The organism is Neobacillus vireti (genome assembly GCF_001026695.1).
Classification (GTDB): domain Bacteria; phylum Bacillota; class Bacilli; order Bacillales; family Cytobacillaceae; genus Neobacillus; species Neobacillus vireti.
Map to the genome: position 1 here is coordinate 17552 of NZ_LDNB01000021.1, position 26614 is coordinate 44165.

A 26614-nucleotide genomic window follows, 5' to 3' on the forward strand; every position below is an offset into this window, starting at 1 on the left:
TCATGAGTTTTCTTTTTCGGCAAGGAACCTTTCAATTAGCTCCATTGAAAAACCTTTTCGGTATAATGTCTGTTTCATCTTTTGTTGATATTCAAAACCACTGTAACGAGAAAATTTTCGATCAGCCTTTTCACCTTGGAAGCGAATCGCTTCCATTTCTTCATCAGCCGCTTTATCCACTTGTGTTTCATCTAGAGCAATCTGAATGACTTCAAAAGAATAACCTTTTCTTAGCATCAGTTGCTCAAGCTTTTGCTTTTGAATTTTCAAAGATTCTTTTGTTCCCTTTTGAAGAAACTTTCCGCACATTTTGACTGCTTTCTCAATTTGCTGCTCTAATGGATATTCTCCAAGGGCTTGTAACCGAATCCCCTCAGCAATTCCTTTTTCTTTTAACTCCAGTTTGATTAAATCTGGGCCTTTATCGGTTGTATTTGCCTGTGTCCTCACATATGCTAAAGCAAATTCCTCGTCATTGATGTATCTCTGGGCGGTTAATTTATGGATGACTTCATCAATAACTGGCTCATCAGTCTCTTTTTGACTTAGGTAATCCCTAATCTCTTTTTCCGCTCTCATTCTCCTTGCCAAATAATTAACCGCTAGGTTATACGCCTTGCGAATATCGTCTTGATACTGAATCTCCAAAAAGGAAAAGTCGTCAAGCTCCATTCCTTTTTTTAATTGGAATTTGATTAACACATCGCTGTCGACACTAAAGGCAAATTCCTCGCCTTTACCGTAATCCATAAAGACATTAAACCGATCCGTATTTTTCTTCTGCGTGGTGATTTTTGTTATGATAGCCATTTCCTTCACCTCAAAGATTACTTTACCACAATCCTGATGTTTAACCATTCATCATTTTATTTATATTTATTGTTGTCTACATTATGGGCTTTTTCCTCTTTCATCCTCTTTCTAGCGAACATAAGATGAAATAAAACGGTTGCGGCAATCCTTTTTGGATTGGTGAAAGTTCATTATTCGCCTAATTCCTTATCTTCAAAAGAAAAGATGACCTATTCTATAAGCTATATATTGGACAAGTTACAGTTTTTTGAATTTTTTTCGATAGAAATAAAGAAAGTGAGGAGCTCATTAATGGTAAGAAAGGCAATTATTCCTGCTGCAGGCTATGGAACAAGAAGTCTTCCAATTACAAAGGCAATCCCAAAAGAAATGTTTCCACTTGGCTTTAAGCCAGCCATACACTATATAGTCGAAGAGGCTGCTAATTCTGGGATTGAACAATTACTAATAATAACATCAAAATCAAAGGATATGATCATTGACTACTTTGACTTTTCCTTAGAGTTAGATACCTTTTTAAAAAGTCAAAATAAAGAACATCTAGTAAAAAAGTTAGCACTTCCAAAGGTAGAAATTTTTTATATTAGACAACCTTACGCAAGTGGACTTGGAGATGCCATTCGACTCGGGAAAGAATTTGTAGGCAATGAACCGTTTGGAGTTCTATTGCCAGATGATATTATCATTCCAAAACACCAACCTGCCCTTAAGGAATTAATTGATGTTCACATGGATACTGAGGGAAGTGTTATCGCCTTAAAACAGGTAGATCAAGATTGTTTAAAGGATTATGGGGTTATTCAAGGGAATGACAGCCCTAATTTTATAAATATTCAAGATATCGTGGAAAAACCTTTAAACAATCCACCTTCAAATCTTGCCGTGGTAGGCAGATATATTTTCACTCCAGCTATCTTTCAAAGTTTAGACACCGTTGAGATAGGTGTTGGAGGCGAAATACAATTGACTGATGCCATTAAAGGTTTGTTAGCATCTGAATCAGTCTTTGGAAAAGTTATCTCCGGCAGTCGATATGATATTGGAAAATTAGAAGAATATGTTCAATTAATGAACATATTAAGCAAGGATGATTATTGAAGAAAGGAGGAGTTGTATGTTTGAGAATGTTTCAATTATCATTCCTTTTCAAACGGATAATGGTCCAAGAGCAGAGGCATTTGAGTGGTTGAAAAGATTCTATGCTGCTAAAATGCCTGAAGCTGAATTATGTTTAGGACTCTACAATGGTGATGAGATTAACAAAGCTAAAGCTGTTAACCTAGCTGCCAAAAAGGCAACAAGAGATATATTTGTAATAGCAGATGCGGATATTGTTTATGATCCGCAAATTATTCAGGATTCTATTCACTTGTTAAACGACGCTGCATGGGTCGTTCCTTTTACAGAAATATATGATATTCCAAAATACGAGACCAGAAGACTGTTTAAAAAAACGCCAAAGTGGCCACTGGATGTGGAATTAGCAAACTGTATTAAAGCAAACTGGATATATAACGGGTTTGCTGGAAAACTAAATGTCATTCCAAGAAAGAATTTTGAAGCAGCAGGAGGTTTTGATGAACGCTTTGTTGGCTGGGGAGGGGAAGATGATGCCTTTTCACATGCGGTCAATACCATATGCGGTCACTTCGTTAATTATAGAGCCAGAATATTTCATTTGTGGCACCCTTCATCTCACTATGCAACGAATCCAAATGGTGAAGCCAATAAAAAGCTCTTGAATCGGTATATTGCAGCAAGTGGAAACAAAGATGAAATGGTTAAATTAATTAAGGAACGTGCAGGGTATCAAGAAAGGATAAATCATAACATGGAGGGCTATCATCAATATTCGCTATCCTCTAAAAGTAAAATCTGCTTTGCAATCCTTGTTCATGATAACCGGCCTCTTGTTAAAGAATTAATTGATAACGTAAGATATTTTTGTCCAAATAGCTCCATGGTCTTATATAATGGCGGCGATGATCCAACCCTGTGTGATAATTTAGGGGTTCCTGTTTGTCCATCTAGCCACAAGATGGAACGCGGATTCACCACAATTTATTTTCTCGAGACGATGGAATGGCTCGAAGAAATGAAAATGGATTATGATTACCTGGTAAATATTGATTCGGACGCATTATTTATCAGGGAAGGCTATGAAGATTTCGTCCAAACTCAAATGATGAATACAGATTACATGGCAGTAAAATTACGGATACCGGAAAAAGATTGGTACATTGGATACGAACTAATGAAGGAAAAAAACCGGTGGAGTCAATTATTTAATATTAATCCCTTCTATGGTATTTTCAATGTCGGTCAGGTTTTCAATAGGTCACTTATAGGATCCTTACTTAGAAGGAAGTCGATGTTAAAAAAAGCACTGCTAGAAACATCATCCTTTGGAACAGATGAGTTTATTTTTGTAAACATGGCTAAAGAACTCAAGTATAGAATCAAAAAATATCCTAATAATACTGACCAATTAATGATTCGCTACCGCCCCCACTTTACATTAGATGAAATGATTCACAGCTTTAATAACATTAGAAACAGTTGGTTGTGCCATCCCGTATATCGTGATAAACATGATTTAGCGAGGAAACTAATCAAACACCTTGCGACTGAACAATATAGTAAAAAATACCGAAGTAAGAAATATCCATGGTACCAAGATAATTCACACATGTATGACCTTTCTTTACCCATTACAAGTGGATTTGGGAGTGAAGAACTAATTGTCAGATCGAATTCTTTCTTAACCCATTATTGGCAGGATAAAAATAAGAATAAATGGTACAAAAGTGAAACGTTTGCCGATGGTGCTGTCGGTGTTCCAGTTTTTTTTGAAACCCACTCAGGTTTTTTTGCAGTAGCTTGTAAGTTAGCCGCAGGCGGTGTGGGATTATGGACGAGGGACAATCAAAAAGCTGGACATCCTTGGGTGGGGCCTTATCGGATCACGAGTGAGGATGTCGATCCTATTATGATTGCACAACTACAGGATTTAAAACCTATTTTAATTTGTAGAGCCAATAATAAATTAGTTTATTGGCTCAGGGATACCGATGATAGATGGAAAAAGGGACTTCCTTTTAATAATAGTTAACCTTTACAAAACCACAAAGAATATTTTCCTGAAATTTGTATCATTCCTTTCTTTAAAGGTAAAAATGGAAATAAGTACAATTTTGAAAGGAATGAGTATGATGGCAGAAAAGAAGAAAAAAGATAAGGATAGAGGAAAATATCCACTAACAAGCATGCAGGAAGTATCTTACCAAAGAGAATTTAAAATGGCGGACCGTGCCGGCGGCTACCATGACAGAAAAACAAAGCTTTAATAACTTGACGGCCGAACGTGCGAGCTGGCTAGTGTTAAATTAATTTAAATTTTTTACCATTAATGGACCCGTTTCTAATTGTAAAAGCTAGTAAAAGGAGCATTGTTGCTCCTAACATGCCTTTACAATTGAAAGGGGTTTTTACAATGGGACGTTCACGCGGAGGCAGGACTCGTGATAAGAATAAAGGATCACTTCCACAGGTACCGAAGAACATGAAGTCAGATGGCATAGATGTAGAGTTTTCACAAGAACTTGCTGACCATGCAGATCTGGAGGCACAAGCACGCTCAAACGCAGCAAACCAGCGTGTCAAAAATCGGAAAAATAAATAAGGTATATTCCTGACAGAGAAAAAAGAGAAGCAGGTCTGCCCTGCTTCTCAACTATAAAAGGGGGGGAAATATTATTTCATCGAGCTCTAAAGAGAGGTTTTCATTTTTTAAGCGATTAGAACTCGTTACTGCTATTGATTGCTTTTGACTGCTTTCAAATGGTCTTTCTTAAAATAGCCTTTGATAAATGGTACTGCATAGCGGTCAAGTCCGAAGAGGTATGCTCCAGCTCCCACGAAAAGGAGAATCATAGCTGCTGTATAAAGAATCGGGTTTGTGCTAGTTGTACCTGCAAGCATAAAGTTTAAGTTCATAAAGGCTCCGGCGATTAGAGCTGGGATCGTCGCTAAACCGACGATTAATCCAAGACCAACAAGTAATTCTCCCCAAGGGATTAACACGTTGAAGATATGAACGTTTGGAATCGCGAATTGTTGTAAGAAGTCAGCGTACCAACCTTGCACTGCTGGATGATCCCCTTTTGCATTAGCAAGTGCAAATTTGAGGAATCCACCTGCATCAAATCCACCTGTTAGCTTATGGTAGCCTGCCTCAATCCATTGTAATCCAAGCCATACTCTCAATACTGTCCAAACAACTGCTGCGACAGGGGTTTTATACCATCTCATCACAATCATCTCCTATTAATACTTGTGAAATGCTTCACAATCTAATGTAAAATAAAATTTATATTCCCCTTTTCGATGAAGGGGTTGTTCAGCTAGCTGTATCTTGTAGTGAAGTTTGTGAAATGTTTCACTATCTTCTCTACACTCTTAATATACTCCCCTTGAAGTAATTTGACAACGACTTTCACAGTTTTTTAACATATAAATATTAGAAATTTGAATAGAATGTGAACTTACCAAGTTGCTTATGTTGGTAATGTAAAAAAGAGGCGGCATATGGCTTTTCTTGCCCTGCTCCCCTCTTTAAATATTGATTAGAATCATGCTTTACGTTCAACCAGCACTACTCTTTTGCCACGATGGATTGAAAGTCATCCGTATAAGTGATTAATTTTCCCCATTTCATTAAATCCTTATCTGAAATCTTCCAAGTGTGTTTTTCTGAATCTTGCCGGATGACAGCAAAATCGTGATGATCCGTCGAATAGATAACAAACCCTTCTTTTTTTGCATCTTTAATAAAAAGATAATCCTCAGCACAATCTACTTTTTTAAAACGGACATGGTAAAACACATCTTTTCTAAACAATAATGTTGCGCCTGCAACAGTGTCGGTGATGGAATTCTCTGTACCTTTTACATGAATCAAGGCCTTCCTATTTTTAAAATAAATATAATAAGAGCTTTTTCCGACTATCGAAACTTTGCTGTCTTTAAAGGCATTCATTGAACTAGAAATGTATTCTGGACCATAATAATCATCATCATCAAATTTTGCGATAAAATCATAGTTTGATTTCATCACGCCAAAATTTAGGCAATCGCCTAGCGTTGTATTTTCATGAAGTTGATAGACCTGAACATTGGGAAAGTCTTTTGAATTTTTGATCCACTTATCAATGTTCATCGAATCCTTATTTAAGATAATAATTAGCTCTTTATCCTTCCAGGTTTGCTGCTGGAAATTATGAAATACATTTTCGATATTCTCTTCTCTTATTGTGCATGTAATGATGGAAACCACTTTTTCACTCCTTCTCAACAGTTAGGATTTTAAGATTTTTTCCAGAAAATCAGTTAAATTTGGATACTCGTTTAATGTTTTGATGAAATAAATATCTCCTTGCAGCTGTTTTCTAGCAATTGAATCAAAGCCAGCTGCTCCTAAGATATTGATATTACGGATATCAACTTCGAGGAAAAGGATAATTGTTTCAAGAATAGTAATAAATTTTTCTTGGAGATTTTGGAACCTCTCTGGGTTAGACTGAACAAGTAATGTGTATTCCCTTACTATATTATTCATCATCAATAAATCGGTAAGACCGGAAAGCTCTAATCCCAGAATCAACACTTCGACATCATGATGTTTTATCGTAAAAAGACCGAAGTTCCCGATTGTCTCTCTCCATTTTCGTTCCCCTATAGGATGCTCTTGGTGGTATGCGGCCACTTGTTCACTTACAATATATTGGGCACCCAGTTTACTTAATCGGTAGCCAAGTTCCCAATCTTCATAACCATAGTGGTAAAAATCCCCATCAAACACCCCTGCCTGTACGATCAAATCTTTACATACAGAGACATTACCAGTAATAAACGCCATCCACGGAAACGCAAAACCAGATAAATTTTCACCAAAATTTCTGGTTATTTGTTGAAACCATCGATATCCTTTAGATGCTATATCCTTGAAGGTCTTTCTAGCGATATCTTTTTTTTCTAATAATGGACAAGGTTTTTCAAGTGGAAATTTGCACGCTTGGAATCGCGCATATATTTCTTGATTATTTTTCGCTAAGTCTGCGATTGTATTGATTTTTCGCTTGGAGAAATCAGGGAAAATACATGAAAATAGCGCTTTGGTATACATGGCACCCGACACAATTACGTTATCTTTGGATTGATGATAGTTATAATGATTTTCGACGAAATCTGGTTCTGTTATCATTTCCGCATCAAGAAAGATAAGAATTCTTCCCCTTGCGGAACGAATACCTAAATTTCTAGCCTTCGCTCTGCCAAGCTTTTCATTACTGACAATATATTTAAAATGATAGGGTGGTGAATAGTTTAATAGTTTTTCTTTCGTTTCGTCGGTTGAAGCATCATCAATGAAAATCACTTCCATATTATCGGGATTAAAGGTTTGATGTTCGAGTGAGTAGAGGGTGAATAAATTTAGAGGATATCTATTTTGGGATGGAATGATGATACTGACTTCAATATCTTGGTTGGTGTTGTTATCTGGAATTAGGCTTTTTTGGGGAGTTTGCAAATCTTTTTCGATGCTATCCTTAAGGATACTACTTGACCAATTATACCTATTACCTGACATGACTTACTCCTTCATTTTCTTTTTTGAAATAATCAGTCCACTTTGTTGTGCTTTTACACAATATATGAATGCCTTTTTAATTTGACTAAACTCCTCCCTATAAAAAAAGAGCAATTGATGCTCTTTTTTAAGGAAAAGATGTATAACGCGGCAAAGGTGATTTAGAATGACCAATTTGGATTAAAGTGCTGTTACTACTTCATCTTTCATTTCCACGTCATATTCTCCAACTATAGGATAATAGCCTTGTGCATTTTGTTGACGAACCAGCTGTTCAACATCTTTCTTAGTCGCCTGAATGATAAACGTCCCTTCAGAAACCTGTTCAATCCACAAAATCGACGTGTTAAGTTGTTTCTTGGCAAGTCCATATACAAGCCAAGTTTCTTTTCCCTGTGGATTTTCCGGTTCCGAAATGGCTGTGGGTGAAGGAGTTACACTACTTTTGGCAGGCTTACTTTGACAGACATACACCAAATCTTCAATTACCGCACTTGCAGTGGGATACATTCCGGCACCTGGCCCCTGGAGGGTGATTCTTCCGACTATATCGGAGAAAACATTTACAGCGTTCTCTACTCCCTCGACATGGTAGAATGGGTGTTCACTTCCAACAAGAACAGGTTTAACCGAAGCCTTTATTTGTCCTCCTGCTCTACTAAGGCTTGCAATATGTTTGAATCTAAGACCTATTTTTTCAGCAGCTTCAATTAATTTAATAGTTATTGAAGTAATCCCCTCCCGCTCGACATCCTGCCAATTCGGTTCTTCCCCAAAAGCGATACGGCTCAGGATCATTGTTTTATAAAAAGCATCATAGCCTTCAACGTCATTAGTCGGGTCCGCCTCCGCATAGCCATTCACTTGTGCCGAGAGTAAGCTTTCAGCAAATGACTGCTTTTTCACGCGCATTTCCGTCAAAATGAAATTTGATGTCCCGTTAAGAATGCCTTGGACTTGCTGGACACGATTTATTTTTAATAACTGCCTTAGTGTTTGAATAACTGGAATTCCCCCTGCCACCGTTGCTTCAAAACCCACGGAAACATGATTCTCCTCCGCAAGCTCGAACAACTCTTTCCCGTGGTGGGCAAACATCTCTTTATTAGCAGTGATAATATGACAGCCGCGCTCGATTGCCTTTTTCAAAAATGTGAACGTTGGTTCTTTGTCGACAATGGCTTCGACCACAATGTCAAGCTGAGGCAGCTCTAGAATTTCTGAAAAATCCGTTGTAACAAGCACATCTTCATTTATTGCTCTTTCCTTTTGCTTGTTTTTAATGAGGACAGCAGCTACCTCCACCTTTTTTCCTAAAACAGCTGTTAACTCTTCCGAATGGGATTGTATGGTCCGATAAACCCCTTCACCAACCGTTCCAAAACCAAGAATCGCCACTTTTATTGCACTCATGGTTAATCCACCCCTTTAGATTTAATGATAAGCAAAAAACCCTCTTCCATAAGAAGAGGGTTCATTTCCTCCTCTTATCTGTCAGGTTCAAAATAACCTGCAGGAATTAGCACCTTTTCAAGGAATACCTTGAAGGTTGCCGGGCTTCATCGGGCCTAGTCCCTCCGCCGCTCTGGATAAGAGTATATATTTATGCGTCACCATTTTATTATTAAAATTCATTTTAATTTAAACAATTTGAAGTGTCAATAAATTCGGAATCCACATCTATATAATTCTTGAAATTAAGACACAGATTTTTAATTGCTTCATCGTCATTATATGTTTTATAAAAAGTGGTTGATAAGGGTGATTACCTATATTTTCATACAAAAAAATTGGCTATTAGTCATAGTCCAGACCAAGGGTAGCCAGGTGCTTTGTTGTCTCTTAGCCAAAAGCCAACTCCACCAGTTTTTAATTTACTGACTACTACAAATTGCCCTGAATTATTTTCAAAAAAAAGAGGATTTCCCGTTACACCTTTAGCAAACGTCTTACTTTTACGCCCTTTTCCATTAGGGTCTTGCCAATAATGGGTCAAAGAAGAACCTGACCGAACAATAATCTCTAAGTTACCAAACTTACTCTTGATTGGAATGGAAATGGCATAATTATTTGGATTATCCTCATACCACGGATATTTTTTATTTTTATACTTTTTTGTATTATGTTTATTTTCAAAATACAAAGATCCAATTAATTCATTTTTATAGCCGCCTAAATTATCATAACTGTTCAAATGATCACTATTTTTAGTTTCAAAGTTTTCTAAAGTATTTTTCCGTTCATAAATGAGTTTGGTCATTTTTTTCTTGTTTCCACTTGCCTGCATATAGCGGCCGAGAAGCTCAGCATTCGCTTTACCATGTGGATTTGTTTGATAGTTCGAACTAGGGTGCCATAAGTGAAATAGTTTCCCTTTAATATTTACGATTTCTCCGCAAAGCGTACGGACAGCATGTGAAAATGCATCATCTTCGCCTCCCCAACCAATAAACCGTTCATCAAAACCACCAACTGCTTCAAAGTTTACTCGAGGAATGACAAAGAGTTTTCCTGCAAATCCTTCATAAACCCAATTTGATTTGTTACATTCTTCATACTTTACATCAATTGGCCACTTTGGTTTAGTTTTAAGTAATCTTTCAGTACCTTGCCATTCAATATTATAAACTTCAGTAAAAGGGACTACCCATGCTGCTTTATCAAGTAGTTTTATCGCTTCTACAATAATATTGGAGTTATAAACGACATCCGCATCAGCTATTACAAAAATATCTTTTGTTGCTTTTTTAGCTGCAAAGTTTACAGCCTTAGATTTATTAATGTCCTCGCCATTGATTAGTCCCAAACATAATTCAGCTTCGGGCATCGCACGAGCATAATATCTTTTAATCCATTCAAACGCCTTCGCTCTTGGACCATTGTCTGTTTGGAAAGGTACAATTATTGAAACGTTTTCTAACACTGCAACTCTCTCCTTTTTTATAAAAATTTTTATAATTTCTATTATTTCTTACTGTATGTGAATGGATCTGTGATGGAAACGGCATGTATAATGCTTCTGCTGAATGATTAGTTATGGCAGGGCAATTTGACGAATTAGAGTAATTCAACATGGGGTATTCAGAAATTAATGTCTCGCTGACCGCTGGCATCTGCTTCATGAGGGATTTATTTATATCATTTGGTAATTGCAACATAGTTTATTGTACCTTTCAAATCAATGCGCAATTGCATTTTATAAGGTAGAAGGACATGCTAATTATGTGAAATTTATTTGTCGCTGCCATTTAGAGAGTGGATGCGAATCTGATTTGGGAGAGATGAAAAGTGAAATTGGGCATTATGTGTGGGATGCCATTAAGCGGAAAATCAACATACAGTAAAACTCTTCAGAAGCAAGGTTGGGTACGTGTATCTCTAGATGATATTAGGCAAGCTTTGCATGGCCAAATATACAAAGCAGAAGCAGAACCGCTAGTGTGGGAAAGCGCTGAACTTATGGTACGTTCTTTGCTAAAAAGTGGACATTACGTCCTTGTTGATACCACAAACAGAACCAGAGATCGTCGCAAAAGATGGATTCGTGTTGCGAAGGAATTTGGACTTACTTTGGAAATATTCCATGTAGATACTGATTATGAAACTTGTAAACAACGTAACAGAAAGCTGAAGCGACTATCTGAAAATGTTTTAAAACAAATATATAAAGAATTCCAGAAGCCGACTTCAGATGAAGGAACTATTATAAAGGTCATATAGCAAAAATACCTTCAAGCTTACAACAATTCGCAGATTAGGAGGAAGGAAATTGAAAAAGTATATTTGCTTTGATATAGGCGGGACAAAAGTAAAGCACGGTATATTACTAGAGAATGGAACTATTCTTTCAAAAGATAGTTTCGATACTCATTGTACAAATCTAGAATTATTTTTAAAAGAAATGGTAGATATCATTCACATCTATACTAAAAATTATAATATAAGCGGTGTAGCTATTAGCTTACCGGGCTTTATTAACCCTCATACAGGTTACTCAGAACGTGGAGGCGCGGTAAAAGCACTAGATAACCAGAATCTAAAAAAATTATTAAAAAAAAGAACTTCGCTGCCGATTGAAATTGAAAATGACGGAAATTGTGCTGCTTTAGCAGAAAAAATAAGTGGTAACGCAAAAAAATGTACTGATTTTATTTGTGTCACAATTGGGACTGGAATAGGAGGGGGTATATTTATTAACGGGAAACTTTTGCATGGTCACAGTTTTAGAGGCGGTGAATTTGGTTTTATGATTACTCAAGCCAGAAACAATGGTAGGGATATACTGCACTCCAATGCTTCTACTAATGCCTTAATTAAGTCCTATAAAAAACTAAAGAGTATTAGTGAATATGAAAACATTAAAGGAGAAACAGTTTTTTTAGAATCCAGCCATAATAGTTCGGTAAAAGAACTACTTGATGACTGGATTCGAAACATTAGTTATGGAATTTATAACTTGGCAGCAACGTTAAACCCTCAAAAAATTTTAATTGGCGGGGGAGTAATTGCCCAACAAGGTTTGTTAGGTAATATTAACAATAAACTTGACCAGATTCCCGGGTGGAAAGATATTAAGATCCCTGTCGAAAGTTGTAAGTATCAAAATGACGCAGGAATGATTGGAGCAATGTACCATTTCATCCAAAAGCAAGGTGTATAAAATTAAATTACCTAGAAACGTTAATCTCAAACTTTTGGTACCCGATGGAAAATAGGTAATGCCCGCCAAATAGCGGGCATTTCACAACACTTATTCTTGTAGTTTCCCTTCAGCCAGTGCAATTTGCTTCGATACCTGTTCCGGTGCTGTTCCGCCAAAGCTGTTTCTTACGGCAACTACATGCTCAGGAGCCAATACTCTATAAATATCTTTTTCAAATAGTGGACTGAACTCTTGATATTCTTCGAAATTTAAATCCAGTAAAAATTGGTTAGATTGAATGGCATGCAAGACAATTTTTCCAATCACTTCATGGGCTTCGCGGAACGGTAACCCTTTTCTAACCAAGTAATCGGCAATATCAGTGGCATTGGAAAAGTCATTGTTGATCGCCTTACGCATTATATCCTTTTTAACGGTCATCGTTTCGATCATTGGTGCCAACAGCTTTAATGACCCTTCTAGTGTCTCCACTGTATCAAACATTCCTTCTTTATCTTCCTGCAAATCCTTGTTGTAAGCGAGCGGCAAACCTTTCAGCACCGTTAGCAACCCAATCAAATTGCCATACGTGCGGCCCGTTTTTCCTCTGAGCAGTTCTGGCACGTCCGGGTTTTTCTTTTGCGGCATAATACTTGAGCCTGTACAGAAGGAGTCATCCAGCTCCACAAATTGAAACTCCTGGCTAGACCAGATGACCAATTCTTCAGAAAGTCTGGAAATATGCGTCATAATAATGGAACCGATTGATAAAAATTCAAGAATAAAATCGCGGTCACTAACGGCATCCATACTGTTTGGATATACCGTTTCGAACCCTAGCAGCTCGGCAACAAGTTCACGGTTGATTGGAAATGTTGTCCCTGCCAAGGCACCAGAACCGAGAGGAAGCCAGTTAATCCGTTTTAGAGAATCTAGTAATCTCTCTTTATCACGTTCAAACATCCAAAAATAGGCCATCACATGGTGGGCAAAGGAAACCGGCTGGGCCCGCTGCAAGTGTGTATACCCTGGAATCAACGTTTGCACATTCTCTTTTGCCTGCCCGATTAATGCCTGCTGGACATCTTCCAGTAATTTAATCAGCTCGGTTGTTTTTGATCGTAAATAAATATGCATATCTGTTGCTACTTGATCGTTACGGCTGCGGCCCGTATGTAGCTTACCGCCCACAGGGCCAATTTTTTCAATTAATAGTTTTTCAATATTCATATGAATATCTTCATCTTCCACTAAGAACTCAACCTCGTTATTTTCTACCATCTGTTTTATCGAAAGAAGGCCATCCTTAATTTTTTCAGCATCCTCCATCGGGATTATGCCGCATTCCCCCAGCATTTGGACATGTGCAAGGCTGCCTGCAATATCCTCTTTGGCTAGTTTTTGATCAAAATTGATCGAAGCTGTAAATTCTTCCACTAATTTGTTCGTTTCCTTTGTAAAACGTCCGCCCCATAGCTTAGACATGTAGTTTTCTCCCTTCAAACAAGGTGTTTTTGCCTCCAAAAATAGTTTATCAGCGATTTTTTGGTGTTTATCGGCGGATTTTGCATTTTATCAGCGAATCTGACCATTATATCGGCGAATTTCCATTTTTATCAGCGAATCGCAAAATTGCCTTTGGCATAGTAGACTTCTTAAGAAGTTTGCCCCCGAAATTTATCTCCGGGGGCACTCTAAAAACTATTTTAGAACCGATTCTTTTTTATTCACTTCAGAATAAACCTTAGTCGGTAAACCCCAAAGTTTAATAAAACCAACTGCCGCATTATGATCAAAGGCATCTCCTTTTGAGTAGGTTGCTAATTCCTCATTGTAAAGACTATGCGGTGATTTTCGGCCGACAACCGTGTGATTCCCTTTTAGAAGCTTAACTCGGATGGTGCCTGACACCACCTTTTGTGTTTCATCAATAAAGGCATCAAGTGCCGCTTTTAACGGAGAATACCAGAGACCTTCATAAATAATTTTTGCCATCTGTTGTTCAACCTGCGTTTTAAATTGCGTGACCTCACGAGTCAAGGTTAGAAACTCTAATTCTTTATGAGCATTGATTAAAATGAGCGCTGCTGGATTTTCATACACTTCACGCGATTTAATGCCTACTAATCTATTTTCAATATGATCGATACGGCCCACACCGTGCTTGCCGCCAAGCTCATTTAACGTTTCAATTAACTGTACTAATGGCAGCTTTTCGCCATTTAGAGCAACAGGGACACCTTGGTCAAATTCAATTTCCACATATTCCGCTGCATTTGGTGTTAATTCAATTGGATTCGTCCAATCAAACGCCGCTTCCGGTGCCTCTGCCCATGGATTTTCAAGCACTCCAGCTTCACAGGCACGGCCCCAAATGTTAGCATCAATCGAAAACGGATTGTCTAAATCAACAGGGATTGGAATTCCATTTTCCTCGGCATAGGCAATCTCCTCATCACGGGTCATGCCCCATTCACGAACAGGAGCCACCACTTTTAAACTTGGATTTAACGCTTGAATCGAAACTTCAAAACGAACTTGATCATTTCCTTTTCCAGTACAACCGTGGGCAACAGCGGTTGCACCCTCTTTTTCAGCAACCTCAACTAGTAATTTAGAAATCAACGGTCGGGAAAGGGCTGAGGATAATGGATACTTACCTTCGTATAAGCAATTTGCCTTTAAAGCCGGTAAAATATATTCCTTCGCTAACAATTCCTTTGCATCGACGATATACGCTTTACTCGCTCCCACATTCAAAGCCTTATTTTTAATCGCCTCTAAATCTTTCCCTTCACCAACATCAAGCCCTAGTGCAATCACATCATAGCCGTATTTTTCCTGAATCCATTTAACCGATACCGATGTATCTAAACCGCCTGAATAGGCCAAAACAATTTTTTCCTTAGTCATTTGTATTCTCCCTTTCGTTAGATTGCATTAATATTCATTAGATAGAATTATTATACAGCAAATCTCAAAAAAATAAATACTATTTTGCTAGTAATAATTTTAAAATTGCTTTTTGTGCATGAAGGCGGTTCTCAGCCTCATCGAATACAACCGAGTGGGGTCCATCGATAATATCGGCGGTAACCTCTTCACCGCGATGTGCCGGCAGACAATGTAAAAAGATAAAGTCGTTCTTAGCAAGCTTGCATAGATCCTCATTTACTTGATAAGATTCGAATACCTTCAATCGCTTTTCGGTTTCTTCTTCCTGCCCCATACTGGTCCACACATCTGTAACGATGACATCTGCGTCTTTAACAGCTTCCTGTGGATTGTTTGTAACCTCAACCGTACTTCCTGTAAGTTTGCCCGCTTCGATTGCCTTCCCTGTTACTTTTCCATTTGGCAGATAACCTTCCGGGCTAGCAATACTAAAATTCATTCCTGTTTTAACTGCACCCTCCATCAGCGAGTGCGCCATATTATTATTACCGTCTCCCAAATAGCACATCTTTAAGCCGACCAGTTTTCCTTTATGTTCTAGGATGGTCAAGAGATCCGCTAATACCTGACATGGGTGTTGTAAATCTGTTAATCCATTAATAACAGGGATTGAAGCATGCTCCGCCAACTCTTCAACCGAATCGTGTGAAAATGTGCGAATCATAATTCCATCGACATAACGGGATAATACTTTCGCTGTATCAGAAATACTTTCGCCTCTGCCTAGCTGGATGTCCTTCGAACTAAGGAAAATGGCATGACCGCCAAGCTGAAGCATGCCAACTTCAAACGATACTCGTGTACGAGTTGATGATTTTTCAAAAATCATCCCTAATACTTTTCCGCTTAAATACGGATGAGGTTTTCCCTGTTTCTGCTGTGCCTTTAACTCCTGGGCCACGTCTAACAAATAATGAATATCGTCAGTGCTGTAGTCTGAAAGCTGTAAAAAATCTTTTCCCTTCAAATGATTTTTTTCCATTTTACTTAATTTATATGCTTCTAACATGGTCAACACCTCTTTTTTTCAAATTATCAAACTCACGGATTGTTCGTACTTCCCCATCTGACATGAATGGATTTTGTAAACTGCAAAATGCTTCAAGCGTATCTAGATGTGTAAATACTGGCAGCTGGTAACGAACGGCATGTTCTCGAATTTTAAAACCAAATTTGAGTTTATTTCGCCCTTGGCTTGGGATATTAATTACAGCCTTGATTGGCTGTTTTCGAAAAAGCTCATTTACCTCTTTATCATTTTTGACCACTTGTTCAACCTTAAGACCATTGCTTTGGAAAAACAACGCAGTTCCCGCTGTCGCAACAATCTTGTAACCGAGCTTGCTAAGTTCCTTCATAATTGAAAGACTTTCAGGTTTTTCTCGGTCAGAAATAGAACAAAACAGATACTCGGCTTCCGTGTTTCCCTTAAGTGCAGAAATCGCTTTTTCAAGTGCCGCCTGATACGTTTCTCCCATTCCAAGTACTTCCCCGGTTGATTTCATTTCCGGTCCAAGCACATGATCCACACCCTTAAGCTTGCTTGATGAAAACACCGGCGTTTTGACAGCAAAAAAGTCAGGTTCAGAAAGCAAACCTTTATCTGAGGATAGGTCGTTTAGAGATTCTCCTAATTGGACACTTACAGCCCATTCAATCATTGGAATCCCCGTTATTTTACTGATGATTGGCACGGTTCTTGATGAACGCGGGTTTACCTCAAGCACAAAGACTTCATCATTATAAATGACATATTGAATGTTCATCATGCCGATTGCTGATACTGATGTTGCAATTTTTTCTGCATAATGAATGATTGTTTCTTTGGTTTTTGCTGATAACGAGAGCGGTGGAAACACCGAGATGCTGTCACCTGAATGAACACCGGCTTTTTCAATATGTTCAAAAATTCCCGGAACAACTATGTTGCAGCCATCGCTGATCACATCAACCTCACATTCTAGCCCTGGCAAAAATTTATCGACTAATAACGGCCACATCTCCGCATGAGAATTTTTCTCCAGCTGAATGATATACTGTTTTAGTTCCTCTTCTGAAAAAATTGTAAACATCGCTTGACCGCCAATGACATACGATGGACGGACAAGCACTGGGTAACCCAACTGGGCCGCTGCTTCTATTAGTTCTTCAGAATATGCTGCTGTTTTCCCTTCGATATGCGGGATATTTAAGTTTTCTAAAAGCTGATAAAATTCCTTTCGATCTTCAAGAAGATTTATATTTTCAACTCTAGTCCCTAAAATATTGACGCCCTCTTCTTCTAACGCCTGCGCCAGATTGATAGCCGTTTGCCCGCCGAACTGAATCAATACACCGTCAACTTTTTCTTTTTCAATGACATGAAGGACATCTTCAGCAGCAAGTGGTTCAAAATACAGCCGGTCGGCAACTGAATAGTCCGTACTAACGGTTTCAGGATTGTTATTAATTACTACCGCTTCATAGCCTTTTTTCTTGATCGCTTTTGCGGCATGGACTGAACAATAATCAAATTCAATTCCCTGGCCGATACGGATTGGGCCAGATCCAATGACAAGGATTTTCCGTTTGTTCGTCACTTCTACTTCATCAAATCCGTGCCATGTAGAATAGTAGTACGGTGTAATGGCATCAAACTCTGCCGAACAAGTATCCACCATCTTATAGCCTGGTTTCCAGTTGAGTTCTCTCCACTTATTTCTGACCTTTTTTTCTGGGATATTAAATATTTGCGCTAATAGCTTGTCGGCAACATTGTTACGTTTTACCTTTTTCAGCAATGCTGTCGGAACATTGCCCCAGTCAAAGGAAGCTAGTTCCGTTTCTAACGCAACGATTGAGCTAATTTTGTGTAAAAACCATGGGTCAATCCCGGTTAACTGTTGAATTTTTTCAAAAGAATTTCCTCTTCTGAATGCTTCGGCTATTACGAAAAGCCTTTGGTCATTTGCATTTTCAAGCAGTTCAAACAAGGAATTCTCGTTTAAAGACCTATTTCCCTCAAGGCAGAGACCGTAAACATTCATTTCCATTGACCGGATTGCTTTATTTAATGCCCCTTCAAAAGTACGGTCAATTGCCATGACTTCTCCGGTTGCTTTCATTTGTGTTCCGAGTGTTCTGTCAGCTTCAGGGAACTTGTCAAACGGAAAGCGAGGCAGTTTTACTACAATATAATCAATCGCCGGCTCAAATGAAGCAAAGGTATTACCTGTTATTGGATTCACAATCTCATCCAGGTGATAACCAATGGCACATTTTGCCGCCATTCGGGCAATTGGATACCCGGTTGCTTTTGAGGCAAGTGCTGACGAGCGGCTGACCCTTGGGTTCACTTCAATGATGTAATATTGATTCGATTCCGGGTGAAGCGCGAACTGGATATTGCATCCGCCAATTATTTCTAGTTCCCTAATCACTCTTATCGAAACGTCACGGAGCATTTGATATTGAACATCTGTTAATGTCTGTGATGGTGCAACAACAATCGAATCTCCTGTATGAATACCAACAGGGTCCATGTTTTCCATGTTACAAACAATGATGCATGTATCATTGCCGTCTCTCATGACCTCATATTCAATTTCCTTCCAGCCTTTAATGCTTTTTTCGACTAATACTTGATGAATCGGACTTGACGCTAAGCCTTTCTTTAGAGCGATTTCGAGTTCCACTTCGTTATATGCAAAGCCGCCTCCTTCTCCTCCAAGGGTATAGGCTGGGCGAATGATGACTGGAAAGCCAATTTTCTTTACAAAAGCTGCCCCTTCTTCAAAGCTGTGAATGATCGCTGATTCCGGTATCGGTTCAGCGATTTCAAGCATCAGGTTACGAAATTTTTCCCGGTCTTCACCATTTTTGATGGACTCCACGGAGGTTCCAAGCAGTTCAACATTATATTTTTCTAATATGTTTTGTTCATAAAGCTGAACAGTTAAATTCAATCCTGTTTGCCCGCCAAGTGTGCCGATCACACCATCTGGCTTTTCTTTTTGAATAATCTTTTCAATGGTTGCTACGTTTAACGGTTCGATATATACCTTGTCGGCGTATGTCTCATCTGTCATAATCGTTGCCGGGTTGTTATTGATTAAAACGACCTCAATTCCCTCTTCTTTAAGGGCAATACATGCCTGTGTCCCGGCATAATCAAATTCTGCAGCCTGGCCAATGACAATTGGGCCAGATCCGATAACGAGGACTTTTTTTAAGTTTTTATTTAGCGGCATAAACGGTCTCTCCCAATGATGCAATCTGACCTACGAAATCTTTTAATATATATTCTGTATCGCTTGGTCCCGGATGGGCTTCGGGATGAAATTGGACGGTTTGAATTGGATAGCATTGATGCTTCAGACCTTCAATTGATCGATCATTTACATTTCGAAAGGTTACAGCAAAAACGTTCTTATCAATACTTTCGTCAACAACAACGTAGCCGTGATTTTGGGCTGTTATTTTGACCTTACCAGTGGTTAGTTCCTTAACCGGGTGGTTGCCGCCGCGATGTCCGAAGGCAAGTTTTTTCGTATGGGCTCCATATGCTAAGGCAATTAATTGGTGTCCAAGACATATTCCGAGTGCAGGGTAAGCTTGGGTAATCTTTTTAATCTCCGGGAACCACTTTTGAAGTTCCATTGGGTCGCCTGGTCCGTTGCTTAACAAGACACCATCCGGATTTATCGCTTTTATTTTTTCAAAAGGAGTGTTATATGGCACAATTGTAACCGCACAGTTTTCATCTAAAAGAGCATGTAGAATAGATTTTTTATAACCATAGTCAAATAAAACTACATGTGGCCCTTTATTTTTGAAATATTGCGTTACCTTAGTCGATACTTTTTCAACCCAAAATGCCTGTTTTTCTGTTATTGGCAATTTTGCCTTCTTCGTATGGCATAAGTATCCTTTGACTGTCCCGCGGTTGCGGATTGTTTTGACGAGAAGTCTAGTATCTACTCCCGCTATACCGGGAACTCCTGCCTGTTTTAGTTTTTCAGAAAACTTATGAATCGACTGATAATGACTTGGTATCTCGCATAAATCACCGATTATTACCCCTGATAATGCAGGTGTAATGCTTTCATCATCCAGTGCATTGATTCCATAGTTTCCTATAATCGGATAGCAGAAGGTGATGATTTGACCAGCGTATGAAGGGTCGGTGATGATTTCTTGGTATCCGGTCATGCTCGTGTTAAAAACTACTTCTCCAAGAGAATCCTTTTCAGCACCGATTAAGGAGCCTTCAAATACTTCTCCCGTTTCCAAAGTAAGGTATCCCTGCTCCAAGTTCGCTCACTCGCCTTCCTCTAAACTTAGAAAAACACATTCCAATTTATTCGCAAATTCGTTGATTTCTTCTTTTGTTACAGTTAACGGTGGTAAAATCCGAACGACATTCTGGCCGGCTGTTAAAATAAGAAGGTTTTTCGTTATTGCTTTTTGGACGATTTCTATAGCATTGGCTTCAATAACCAAACCTTTAAGCAGGCCTTTTCCTCGGATTTCTTTTATAAAAGAGTATTTTTCCTTCAAGTCTTGGAGTTGTTGATCCAAGTAATCCGTGATTTGGATAACGTGTTTGAGTAAATTACTTTCAAGTATATGGGTAACTGTGGCCAGCCCTGCTGCGGTCGCTAATGGATTCCCGCCAAAGGTACTGCCGTGACTGCCTGGCTCAAAACCTTTTGCCGCCTCTTCTTTTGCAATGATGGCTCCGATTGGAAAGCCTGAGCCGAGGCCTTTGGCAATGCTGATGATATCTGGTTCAATTTCGTATTGTTCATAGGCAAAAAGGGTACCTGTTCGGCCGATTCCAGTTTGAATTTCGTCGACCATTAGCAGGATATCGTTTGCTTTACAAATCTGGGAGAGTTTTTTTACCCAATCCTTATTTGCGGGAATGACTCCGCCTTCTCCTTGAATAAGCTCAAGCAGTACTGCAGCCGGTTTGATTATATGAAGTTTTTCCAGTGCTTCGCTGCCATTGTATGGCAGGTAGCTGAACCCAGGCATTAGCGGTGAAAATCCCTGTTGGATTTTTTCCTGTCCAGTAGCTGTTAAGGTGGCTAAAGTTCTGCCATGAAATGATTGCTGGAATGTGACGACGTCGGATGAGCCGCTGCCTTTAACCTTATTTGCGTATCTTCTAGCTAGTTTTATTGCGGCTTCATTTGCTTCTGCACCACTATTGCAAAAAAAGACTTGGTCACCGCAGCTGTTTGTTGTAAGAAGGGATGCAAGTTGCTCTTGGTTCGGTATATTGTAGAGGTTTGAGCAATGCCAGATATTTTGTAATTGTTCTTCTAGTTTCCCTTTAACCACGTCTGGAACATGGCCTAAATTACAGGTGGCAATACCGGATGTGAAATCTAAGAATTTATGCCCTTGATCGTCCCATACGTAACTTCCTTTTCCCTTCACGATTGTGATTGGAAAGCGGGAGTAAGTTGCCATGACAGGCGACGCTACGGAGATAGAATTATTAGTTGTCATTACGCAATCTCCTCTAAAATAATTTTTGTTCCGATATTCTTTCCGTTTACAAAATCTATTAGGCTATCTTTATCAAGTCCGTTGATAATACCAACTTCAGGTATGTTATGAACAAGGCCGTCAATTGCCGCGGTTACCTTTGGAATCATTCCGCCATATATAGTTTGATTGCCGATCATTTCTTCGATGATTGATTTTGAAACTTTATCAAGTTTCATTTTTTTTCCATTCTGTTCAATTAAAATCCCCGGAATATCACTGATAAAGCAAAGATTTGCTCCTAAAGCATTTGCGATTGCGGATGCCGCGATGTCGCCGTTTATGTTATAGCGTTGCCCACTGAAATCAATTCCAACAGGTGAGATAACTGGAATGTAACCTTGATTGATGATCCCTTCGATTATGCTTTGATTGACTTCCACTACTTCGCCAACGAAGCCTAATGTCTTGGCATCTCGTGCTGGTATAGCTTTTAATAAACCTCCGTCTACTCCACTTACGCCAATCGCATTTCCGTCAACCTCAACAATATTTCTTACCACCTGTTTATTAACAGAACCGCTTAGAACCATTTCTACTACATCTAAAACTTGATGATCCGTTACCCTGAGTCCATTTACGAATTTGGTTTCAACGTTTAAGCTCTTTAATAATGAAGTGATGAGTGGGCCGCCGCCATGGACAATAATTGGTGTCCATTCTCCGAGCTGATGCATCTTAACCACATCTTCAAAAAATGATCTTGGTAGACTATCTAACACACTGCCGCCACACTTAATGACTAAATATTTCATTTTTCGGCCTCCTTAAGTACGGTATGATGCGTTGATTTTCACATAATCGTATGTTAAGTCGCATCCCCAGGCAGTTGCGCAAGAATCACCTTGATTTAATTCAACAATTAACTTTACATTTTCTGACTCTAAGTATTCCTTCACTTCTTCTTCAATAAATTGACTTGGCAGACCGTTTTCGAATACAGTGAATGGACCAATTGAAACTTTAATTGCAGTTGGTTCTACTGGTACACCGCTATAGCCTATGGCCGTAACTATTCTTCCCCAGTTTGGATCAGTTCCATAGATAGCTGTTTTAACAAGATTAGAAGAAATGATTGATTTTCCAACTGCTCTTGCTGCATTAGTGCTGAAGGCGCCATTAACTTTTACTTCGACTAGCTTTGTAGCTCCTTCGCCATCACGGGCAATTTTTTTAGCAAGTGATTCACAAACAATCTGTAACCCCTGTTTAAAAACGTCCCATTCTGAATGATCTTTAGTAAGCTCGTTATTCTCTGCCAGCCCATTCGCCATTACCAATACCATGTCGTTTGTGCTTGTATCTCCATCTACAGTGATCATATTGAATGTTGTATTCGTTACTTCTCTTAAGGCAGAAAGAAGATCTTCATGGGCAATGTTTGCATCCGTTGTGACGAAGCCGAGCATCGTAGCCATATTGGGATGGATCATTCCAGAACCTTTAGCTGCACCGCCGATGCTTACTGTTTTTCCGTCAATAGTAAACTGAACGGCAATCTCTTTTGTACTTGTATCTGTAGTTAGGATTGCTTTCTTAAAGTTTTCTTCATTTTCATATTCTTTCTGGAGAATTTGTTTAATGCCATTTGTGATATTACCCATAGGAAGCAATTCACCAATAACCCCAGTAGATGTTACTGCAACCAAGTGGTCTTGAATTCCCATTTCGTATGCGAATTCTTTTTGCATGGTCAGTGCATCTGCTAATCCTTGTTCGCCAGTACAAGCATTGGCATTACCGGAATTCACAAGAATTGCTTGGATTTTATTTTCTTTCGCTATACTTTCTTGTGTAACTAATAATGGGGCTGCTTGAAATAAATTTGTTGTATATACACCCGCAACAGCGGCAGGAACATCTGACACAATATACCCCAGATCGAGTCGTTTTCTTTTTATTCCACAATGCATTCCGCCAGCTTTATAGCCTTTAGGCAGGGTAACACTTTCCTTTTCAGAAACAATTATTTCATTAGTGGTTATTGCCTGTATCACTTAATTTTCCTCCTTTAATTTCCCTAGGTTACTCTGTTGGACTATAAAACTAGTAAATATTTATGGGTACATTGGGATAAATTCAAGTCCTGTCTGTTCATCCCAGCCATTCATGATATTTACATTTTGAATGGCCTGGCCTGCTGCTCCTTTAACTAAATTGTCGATGACGGAAATAACGGTTAATCGATTTGTTCTTGCATCAAAATGAAGCCCAATATCGCAATAGTTCGAACCAAGTACTTCTTTAGTAGCCGGAAAAGCACCTTGAGATCTGACTCTCACAAACGGTTTATATTTATAAAATTCACTGTATATTTGTTGAATCTCATCAGTGGTAACGTTCTCGTTTAACGATAAATACATCGTGCACATGATCCCTCTTGTCATAGGCACCAAGTGGGTCGTAAAAGTAATCGTGATTGGATGACCAGTTTCATCCTGAAAAGTCTGCTCAATTTCCGGTATATGCTGATGCGCTCCTAATTTATAAGCTTTTAAGTTTTCATTAATTTCTGCGTAGTGGGAAGTTAATGAAAGTCCTCTCCCAGCACCAGAAACCCCTGATTTTGCATCAATTATTATTGTATTTAAATCCGCTAAATTAGATTTAAGTATTGGAATAAGGCCCAGTGCAGCAGCTGTCGGATAGCAGCCAGGATTGGCTATTAGATTTGCAGTTTTAATCTTTTCTGCATAAATTTCACTTAAACCGTATATTGCATGGTTTAAATAATCCTCTGAGACTGGTGTATGTTTATACCATGATTCATATTCCTCGCTTGACCTTAGCCGGAAATCTCCAGATAAATCAATACATTTTATCCCTCTATCCAATAGTGGTGGAACAAGTTTACTACTCACTCCTGAGGGTGTCGCAAAAAATACAAGGTCGTTTTCCTGGCATATTCTATCTGGATTGAATGCTTCAAGAATAGGATCAACGATATTAGACAGCTGCGGATAATTTTCACTAAACTTGGCCCCTGCATGCGAGTTGGAAACAACTGTACCTATTTCTATGTGAGGGTGCTTTTTCATTAACCTTACTAATTCAATTGACCCGTATCCTGTTCCACCAATAATTGCAGCCTTCATTTCCTCAACTCCTGCATTGCTTTAATAATGAATTATTATACACACGATTATATAATTATTCAATATAAATATTGCTTAATTTTCTGTTTTAATTGGAAATCACTGCTTTTTAATTTGAAATCGCTTACATTTTACGTTTTAAGGATATACAATTATTATGTATATAAATGTTTAAAAAAATAGAAGGCAAACAATTATGCTGCCTTCCATGTGATAACAAATGCATTCATTGCAGCGGCGGACGATTGGTATGGCTTAGCCCATAATGGTGTACTTACCCTAACTGGCGTGTAAATGCTTTACTGGCGAAGAAGTAGGCGATGACCATAATGCCGACGCACCAAGCAAGCGCGATCCAGATTTCGTTGCCAACAGACCCTTCATACAAGAGAGCGCGAATCGCATTCACGATTGAAGTCACGGGTTGGTTCTCAGCGAACGCACGGACAATTTTAGGCATGGTTTCGGTGGGGACAAAGGCCGAACTGATAAACGGCAGGAAAATCAGCGGGTACGAGTAGGCTGTCGCCCCTTCCATAGACCCCGCTGTCAATCCAGGAATGACCGCCAGCCATGTCAGCGCCAGCGTAAACAGCCCGAGTATCCCAGCTACCGCAAGCCAATGCAGGATATCAGCGTTGGAACGAAAGCCCATCAAGAGCGCTATGATGATCACCACCACGATAGTAAGCGCATTGGAAACAAGCGAGGTCAACACGTGAGCCCACAATACCGACGAGCGCTTGATGGGCATGGTAATGAAACGCGCCATCAGCCCGCTCTTTACATCCGTAAACAGCCGCAGGGAAGTGTAAGCGACCCCGGATGCAATCGCCATCAGCAAGATTCCCGGCAATAAATAATTAACGTAGTTGTTCGTGCCTGTTTCTATAGCACCGCCAAAAACGTAGACAAACAGCAGCATCATCATAATCGGCGTAATCGCCACCGTGATAATCGTATCCGGGCTGCGCATGATGTTGCGCATTAAACGTCCTAGTAATACCCCTGTTTTGCCTTTCATTTACTTCTCCTCCTTTTTGCCGATGATCGCAAGGAAAATTTCCTCTAATGTCGGCTGTTTCTCGATATACTCCACTTTCACTGGCGGGAACATCTCTTTGAGTTCGGTAAGGGTACCGGTCGTGATGATTTTTCCACCATGCAGGATGGCGATACGGTCCGCGAGTTGTTCGGCTTCCTCCAAGTACTGGGTCGTCAGCAAGATGGTCGTGCCGCCGCCAGCAAGCTCCTTGACGGTCTCCCAGACTTCAATCCGCGCTTCGGGGTCAAGCCCTGTCGTCGGTTCGTCAAGAAAAATGACTGCTGGCGTCCCGATCAGGCTCATGGCGATGTCAAGCCGGCGCTTCATTCCGCCGGAATATTTGTCCGCCCGGCGATTGGCCGCGTCACGCAGGGTGAATCTTGCAAGCAGATTGTCGGCGACTTGAGCGGGATTGGATACTCCCCGCAACTTGGCGATCATCATCAGATTTTCCCGCCCAGTGTGCATGCCGTCTAAAGCTGCGAACTGTCCTGTCAGGCTGATGTTCTGACGAACCTGATCCGGTTGACGCTGGACGTCAAAACCGCAAATACCTACTTCACCGCCATCGGGCTTCATTAGCGTCGAGAGGATGCTGACCGTCGTCGTCTTGCCCGCTCCATTTGAGCCCAGCAGTGCGAAAATTTCGCCACGCCGGACCTCAAAATCTACCCCTTTTAAGACTTCCTTGTCTTTAAAGGATTTTTTTAACCCTTTTACAGAAATCGCTGCACTGTTCATACTTTTTTCCTCCTTATAAAATGCGCCTTTTGGTGCTAGATTGCCTACACTCTACTATTTAGTCTGACTGATAATCTGTATGACTTAGTACCTAGTTGAAAAAATAACTGAATAACGAAGGTGGCAATTCACATTTG

At 39.4% G+C, this 26614-nt stretch carries 23 protein-coding genes and 1 riboswitch; of the genes, 6 read left to right on the forward strand and 17 right to left on the reverse strand.

All coding sequences use genetic code 11. The features are described 5' to 3' along the window. Nucleotides 1-810 carry a recombination regulator RecX gene (recX, locus tag AA980_RS23785; RefSeq protein ID WP_024030813.1) on the reverse strand — a complete coding sequence of 270 codons (810 nt, stop codon included), beginning with the start codon at nt 808-810 and terminating at the stop codon, nt 1-3. A gap of 294 nt (nt 811-1104) precedes the next feature. On the opposite strand from recX, the gene AA980_RS23790 reads away from it, so the two are divergent. From AA980_RS23790 to AA980_RS23805, 4 genes are all read left to right on the forward strand, one after another. Further along, nucleotides 1105-1911, forward strand: a complete 807-nt coding sequence (locus tag AA980_RS23790) for a UTP--glucose-1-phosphate uridylyltransferase (RefSeq protein ID WP_024030812.1) — start codon at nt 1105-1107, stop codon at nt 1909-1911. A gap of 16 nt (nt 1912-1927) precedes the next feature. Next, a complete protein-coding gene (locus AA980_RS25970; RefSeq protein ID WP_024030811.1) occupies nt 1928-3925 on the forward strand; it encodes a glycosyltransferase family 2 protein in 1998 nt (665 codons plus the stop codon). A gap of 100 nt (nt 3926-4025) precedes the next feature. Beyond that, nucleotides 4026-4160, forward strand: coding sequence for a YfhE family protein (locus tag AA980_RS26680; RefSeq protein ID WP_082195836.1), 135 nt, complete (start codon nt 4026-4028; stop codon nt 4158-4160). A gap of 146 nt (nt 4161-4306) precedes the next feature. Further along, nucleotides 4307-4495: a YfhD family protein gene (locus AA980_RS23805; protein ID WP_034725098.1), complete on the forward strand. Its 189-nt coding sequence runs from the start codon at nt 4307-4309 to the stop codon at nt 4493-4495. Between the two features lie 131 nt (nt 4496-4626). Here AA980_RS23805 and AA980_RS23810 read toward each other — a convergent pair whose 3' ends face one another. The 5 genes from AA980_RS23810 to AA980_RS25975 all read right to left on the reverse strand — a co-directional run bounded on the left by AA980_RS23810 (nt 4627) and on the right by AA980_RS25975 (nt 10385). Then, on the reverse strand, nt 4627-5124 hold the full coding sequence (locus AA980_RS23810; RefSeq protein WP_024030808.1) for a DoxX family protein: 498 nt from the start codon (nt 5122-5124) through the stop codon (nt 4627-4629). A 343-nt stretch (nt 5125-5467) separates the two neighbouring features. Then, nucleotides 5468-6148 carry a glycosyltransferase gene (locus AA980_RS23815; protein WP_024030807.1) on the reverse strand — a complete coding sequence of 227 codons (681 nt, stop codon included), beginning with the start codon at nt 6146-6148 and terminating at the stop codon, nt 5468-5470. Between the two features lie 21 nt (nt 6149-6169). Further along, entirely contained in the window at nt 6170-7462 is a 1293-nt protein-coding gene (locus tag AA980_RS23820; RefSeq protein WP_024030806.1) for a glycosyltransferase, read from the reverse strand. A gap of 180 nt (nt 7463-7642) precedes the next feature. Beyond that, nucleotides 7643-8875, reverse strand: a complete 1233-nt coding sequence (locus AA980_RS23825) for a homoserine dehydrogenase (RefSeq protein WP_024030805.1) — start codon at nt 8873-8875, stop codon at nt 7643-7645. A 71-nt stretch (nt 8876-8946) separates the two neighbouring features. After that, nucleotides 8947-9058: riboswitch (SAM riboswitch) on the reverse strand. Between the two features lie 205 nt (nt 9059-9263). Further along, nucleotides 9264-10385: a galactosyltransferase-related protein gene (locus AA980_RS25975; protein WP_024030804.1), complete on the reverse strand. Its 1122-nt coding sequence runs from the start codon at nt 10383-10385 to the stop codon at nt 9264-9266. A 365-nt stretch (nt 10386-10750) separates the two neighbouring features. Between AA980_RS25975 and AA980_RS23835 the strand changes: the two genes are divergently transcribed. Next, nucleotides 10751-11182 (forward strand): ATP-binding protein, encoded by a 432-nt coding sequence (locus tag AA980_RS23835; RefSeq protein ID WP_024030258.1) that lies wholly within the window; start codon nt 10751-10753, stop codon nt 11180-11182. A gap of 49 nt (nt 11183-11231) precedes the next feature. Continuing rightward, nucleotides 11232-12122 (forward strand): ROK family protein, encoded by an 891-nt coding sequence (locus AA980_RS23840; protein WP_024030257.1) that lies wholly within the window; start codon nt 11232-11234, stop codon nt 12120-12122. A 90-nt stretch (nt 12123-12212) separates the two neighbouring features. On the opposite strand, the gene argH is transcribed toward AA980_RS23840, so the two are convergent. The 11 genes from argH to AA980_RS23895 all read right to left on the reverse strand — a co-directional run bounded on the left by argH (nt 12213) and on the right by AA980_RS23895 (nt 26477). Further along, on the reverse strand, nt 12213-13589 hold the full coding sequence (gene argH / locus AA980_RS23845; protein WP_024030256.1) for an argininosuccinate lyase: 1377 nt from the start codon (nt 13587-13589) through the stop codon (nt 12213-12215). Between the two features lie 216 nt (nt 13590-13805). Continuing rightward, a complete protein-coding gene (locus AA980_RS23850; protein WP_024030255.1) occupies nt 13806-15017 on the reverse strand; it encodes an argininosuccinate synthase in 1212 nt (403 codons plus the stop codon). Nucleotides 15018-15096: 79 nt separating this feature from the next. Further along, nucleotides 15097-16068 carry an ornithine carbamoyltransferase gene (gene argF, locus AA980_RS23855; RefSeq protein WP_024030254.1) on the reverse strand — a complete coding sequence of 324 codons (972 nt, stop codon included), beginning with the start codon at nt 16066-16068 and terminating at the stop codon, nt 15097-15099. Then, nucleotides 16052-19288, reverse strand: a complete 3237-nt coding sequence (carB, locus tag AA980_RS23860) for a carbamoyl-phosphate synthase (glutamine-hydrolyzing) large subunit (RefSeq protein WP_034724808.1) — start codon at nt 19286-19288, stop codon at nt 16052-16054. Before carB ends, argF begins: the two co-directional genes overlap by 17 nt. Then, a complete protein-coding gene (locus AA980_RS23865) occupies nt 19275-20351 on the reverse strand; it encodes a carbamoyl phosphate synthase small subunit (RefSeq protein WP_024030252.1) in 1077 nt (358 codons plus the stop codon). Before AA980_RS23865 ends, carB begins: the two co-directional genes overlap by 14 nt. Before the next feature lie 6 nt (nt 20352-20357). Beyond that, entirely contained in the window at nt 20358-21557 is a 1200-nt protein-coding gene (locus tag AA980_RS23870) for an acetylornithine transaminase (protein ID WP_024030251.1), read from the reverse strand. Next, nucleotides 21557-22351: an acetylglutamate kinase gene (gene argB / locus AA980_RS23875; RefSeq protein WP_024030250.1), complete on the reverse strand. Its 795-nt coding sequence runs from the start codon at nt 22349-22351 to the stop codon at nt 21557-21559. The genes AA980_RS23870 and argB overlap by 1 nt, the downstream gene beginning before the upstream one ends. Nucleotides 22352-22363: 12 nt before the next feature. Next, nucleotides 22364-23590, reverse strand: coding sequence for a bifunctional glutamate N-acetyltransferase/amino-acid acetyltransferase ArgJ (gene argJ / locus AA980_RS23880; protein WP_034724810.1), 1227 nt, complete (start codon nt 23588-23590; stop codon nt 22364-22366). Between the two features lie 63 nt (nt 23591-23653). Continuing rightward, nucleotides 23654-24691 (reverse strand): N-acetyl-gamma-glutamyl-phosphate reductase, encoded by a 1038-nt coding sequence (argC, locus tag AA980_RS23885; RefSeq protein WP_024030248.1) that lies wholly within the window; start codon nt 24689-24691, stop codon nt 23654-23656. 274 nt (nt 24692-24965) lie between these two features. Further along, the gene (locus AA980_RS23890) at nt 24966-25715 is read right to left on the reverse strand and encodes an ABC transporter permease (protein WP_024030247.1); all 750 of its coding nucleotides are present in this window, start codon (nt 25713-25715) and stop codon (nt 24966-24968) included. Beyond that, a complete protein-coding gene (locus AA980_RS23895; protein WP_024030246.1) occupies nt 25716-26477 on the reverse strand; it encodes an ABC transporter ATP-binding protein in 762 nt (253 codons plus the stop codon). It lies immediately after the preceding gene. Between the last annotated feature and the right edge of the window lie 137 nt (nt 26478-26614).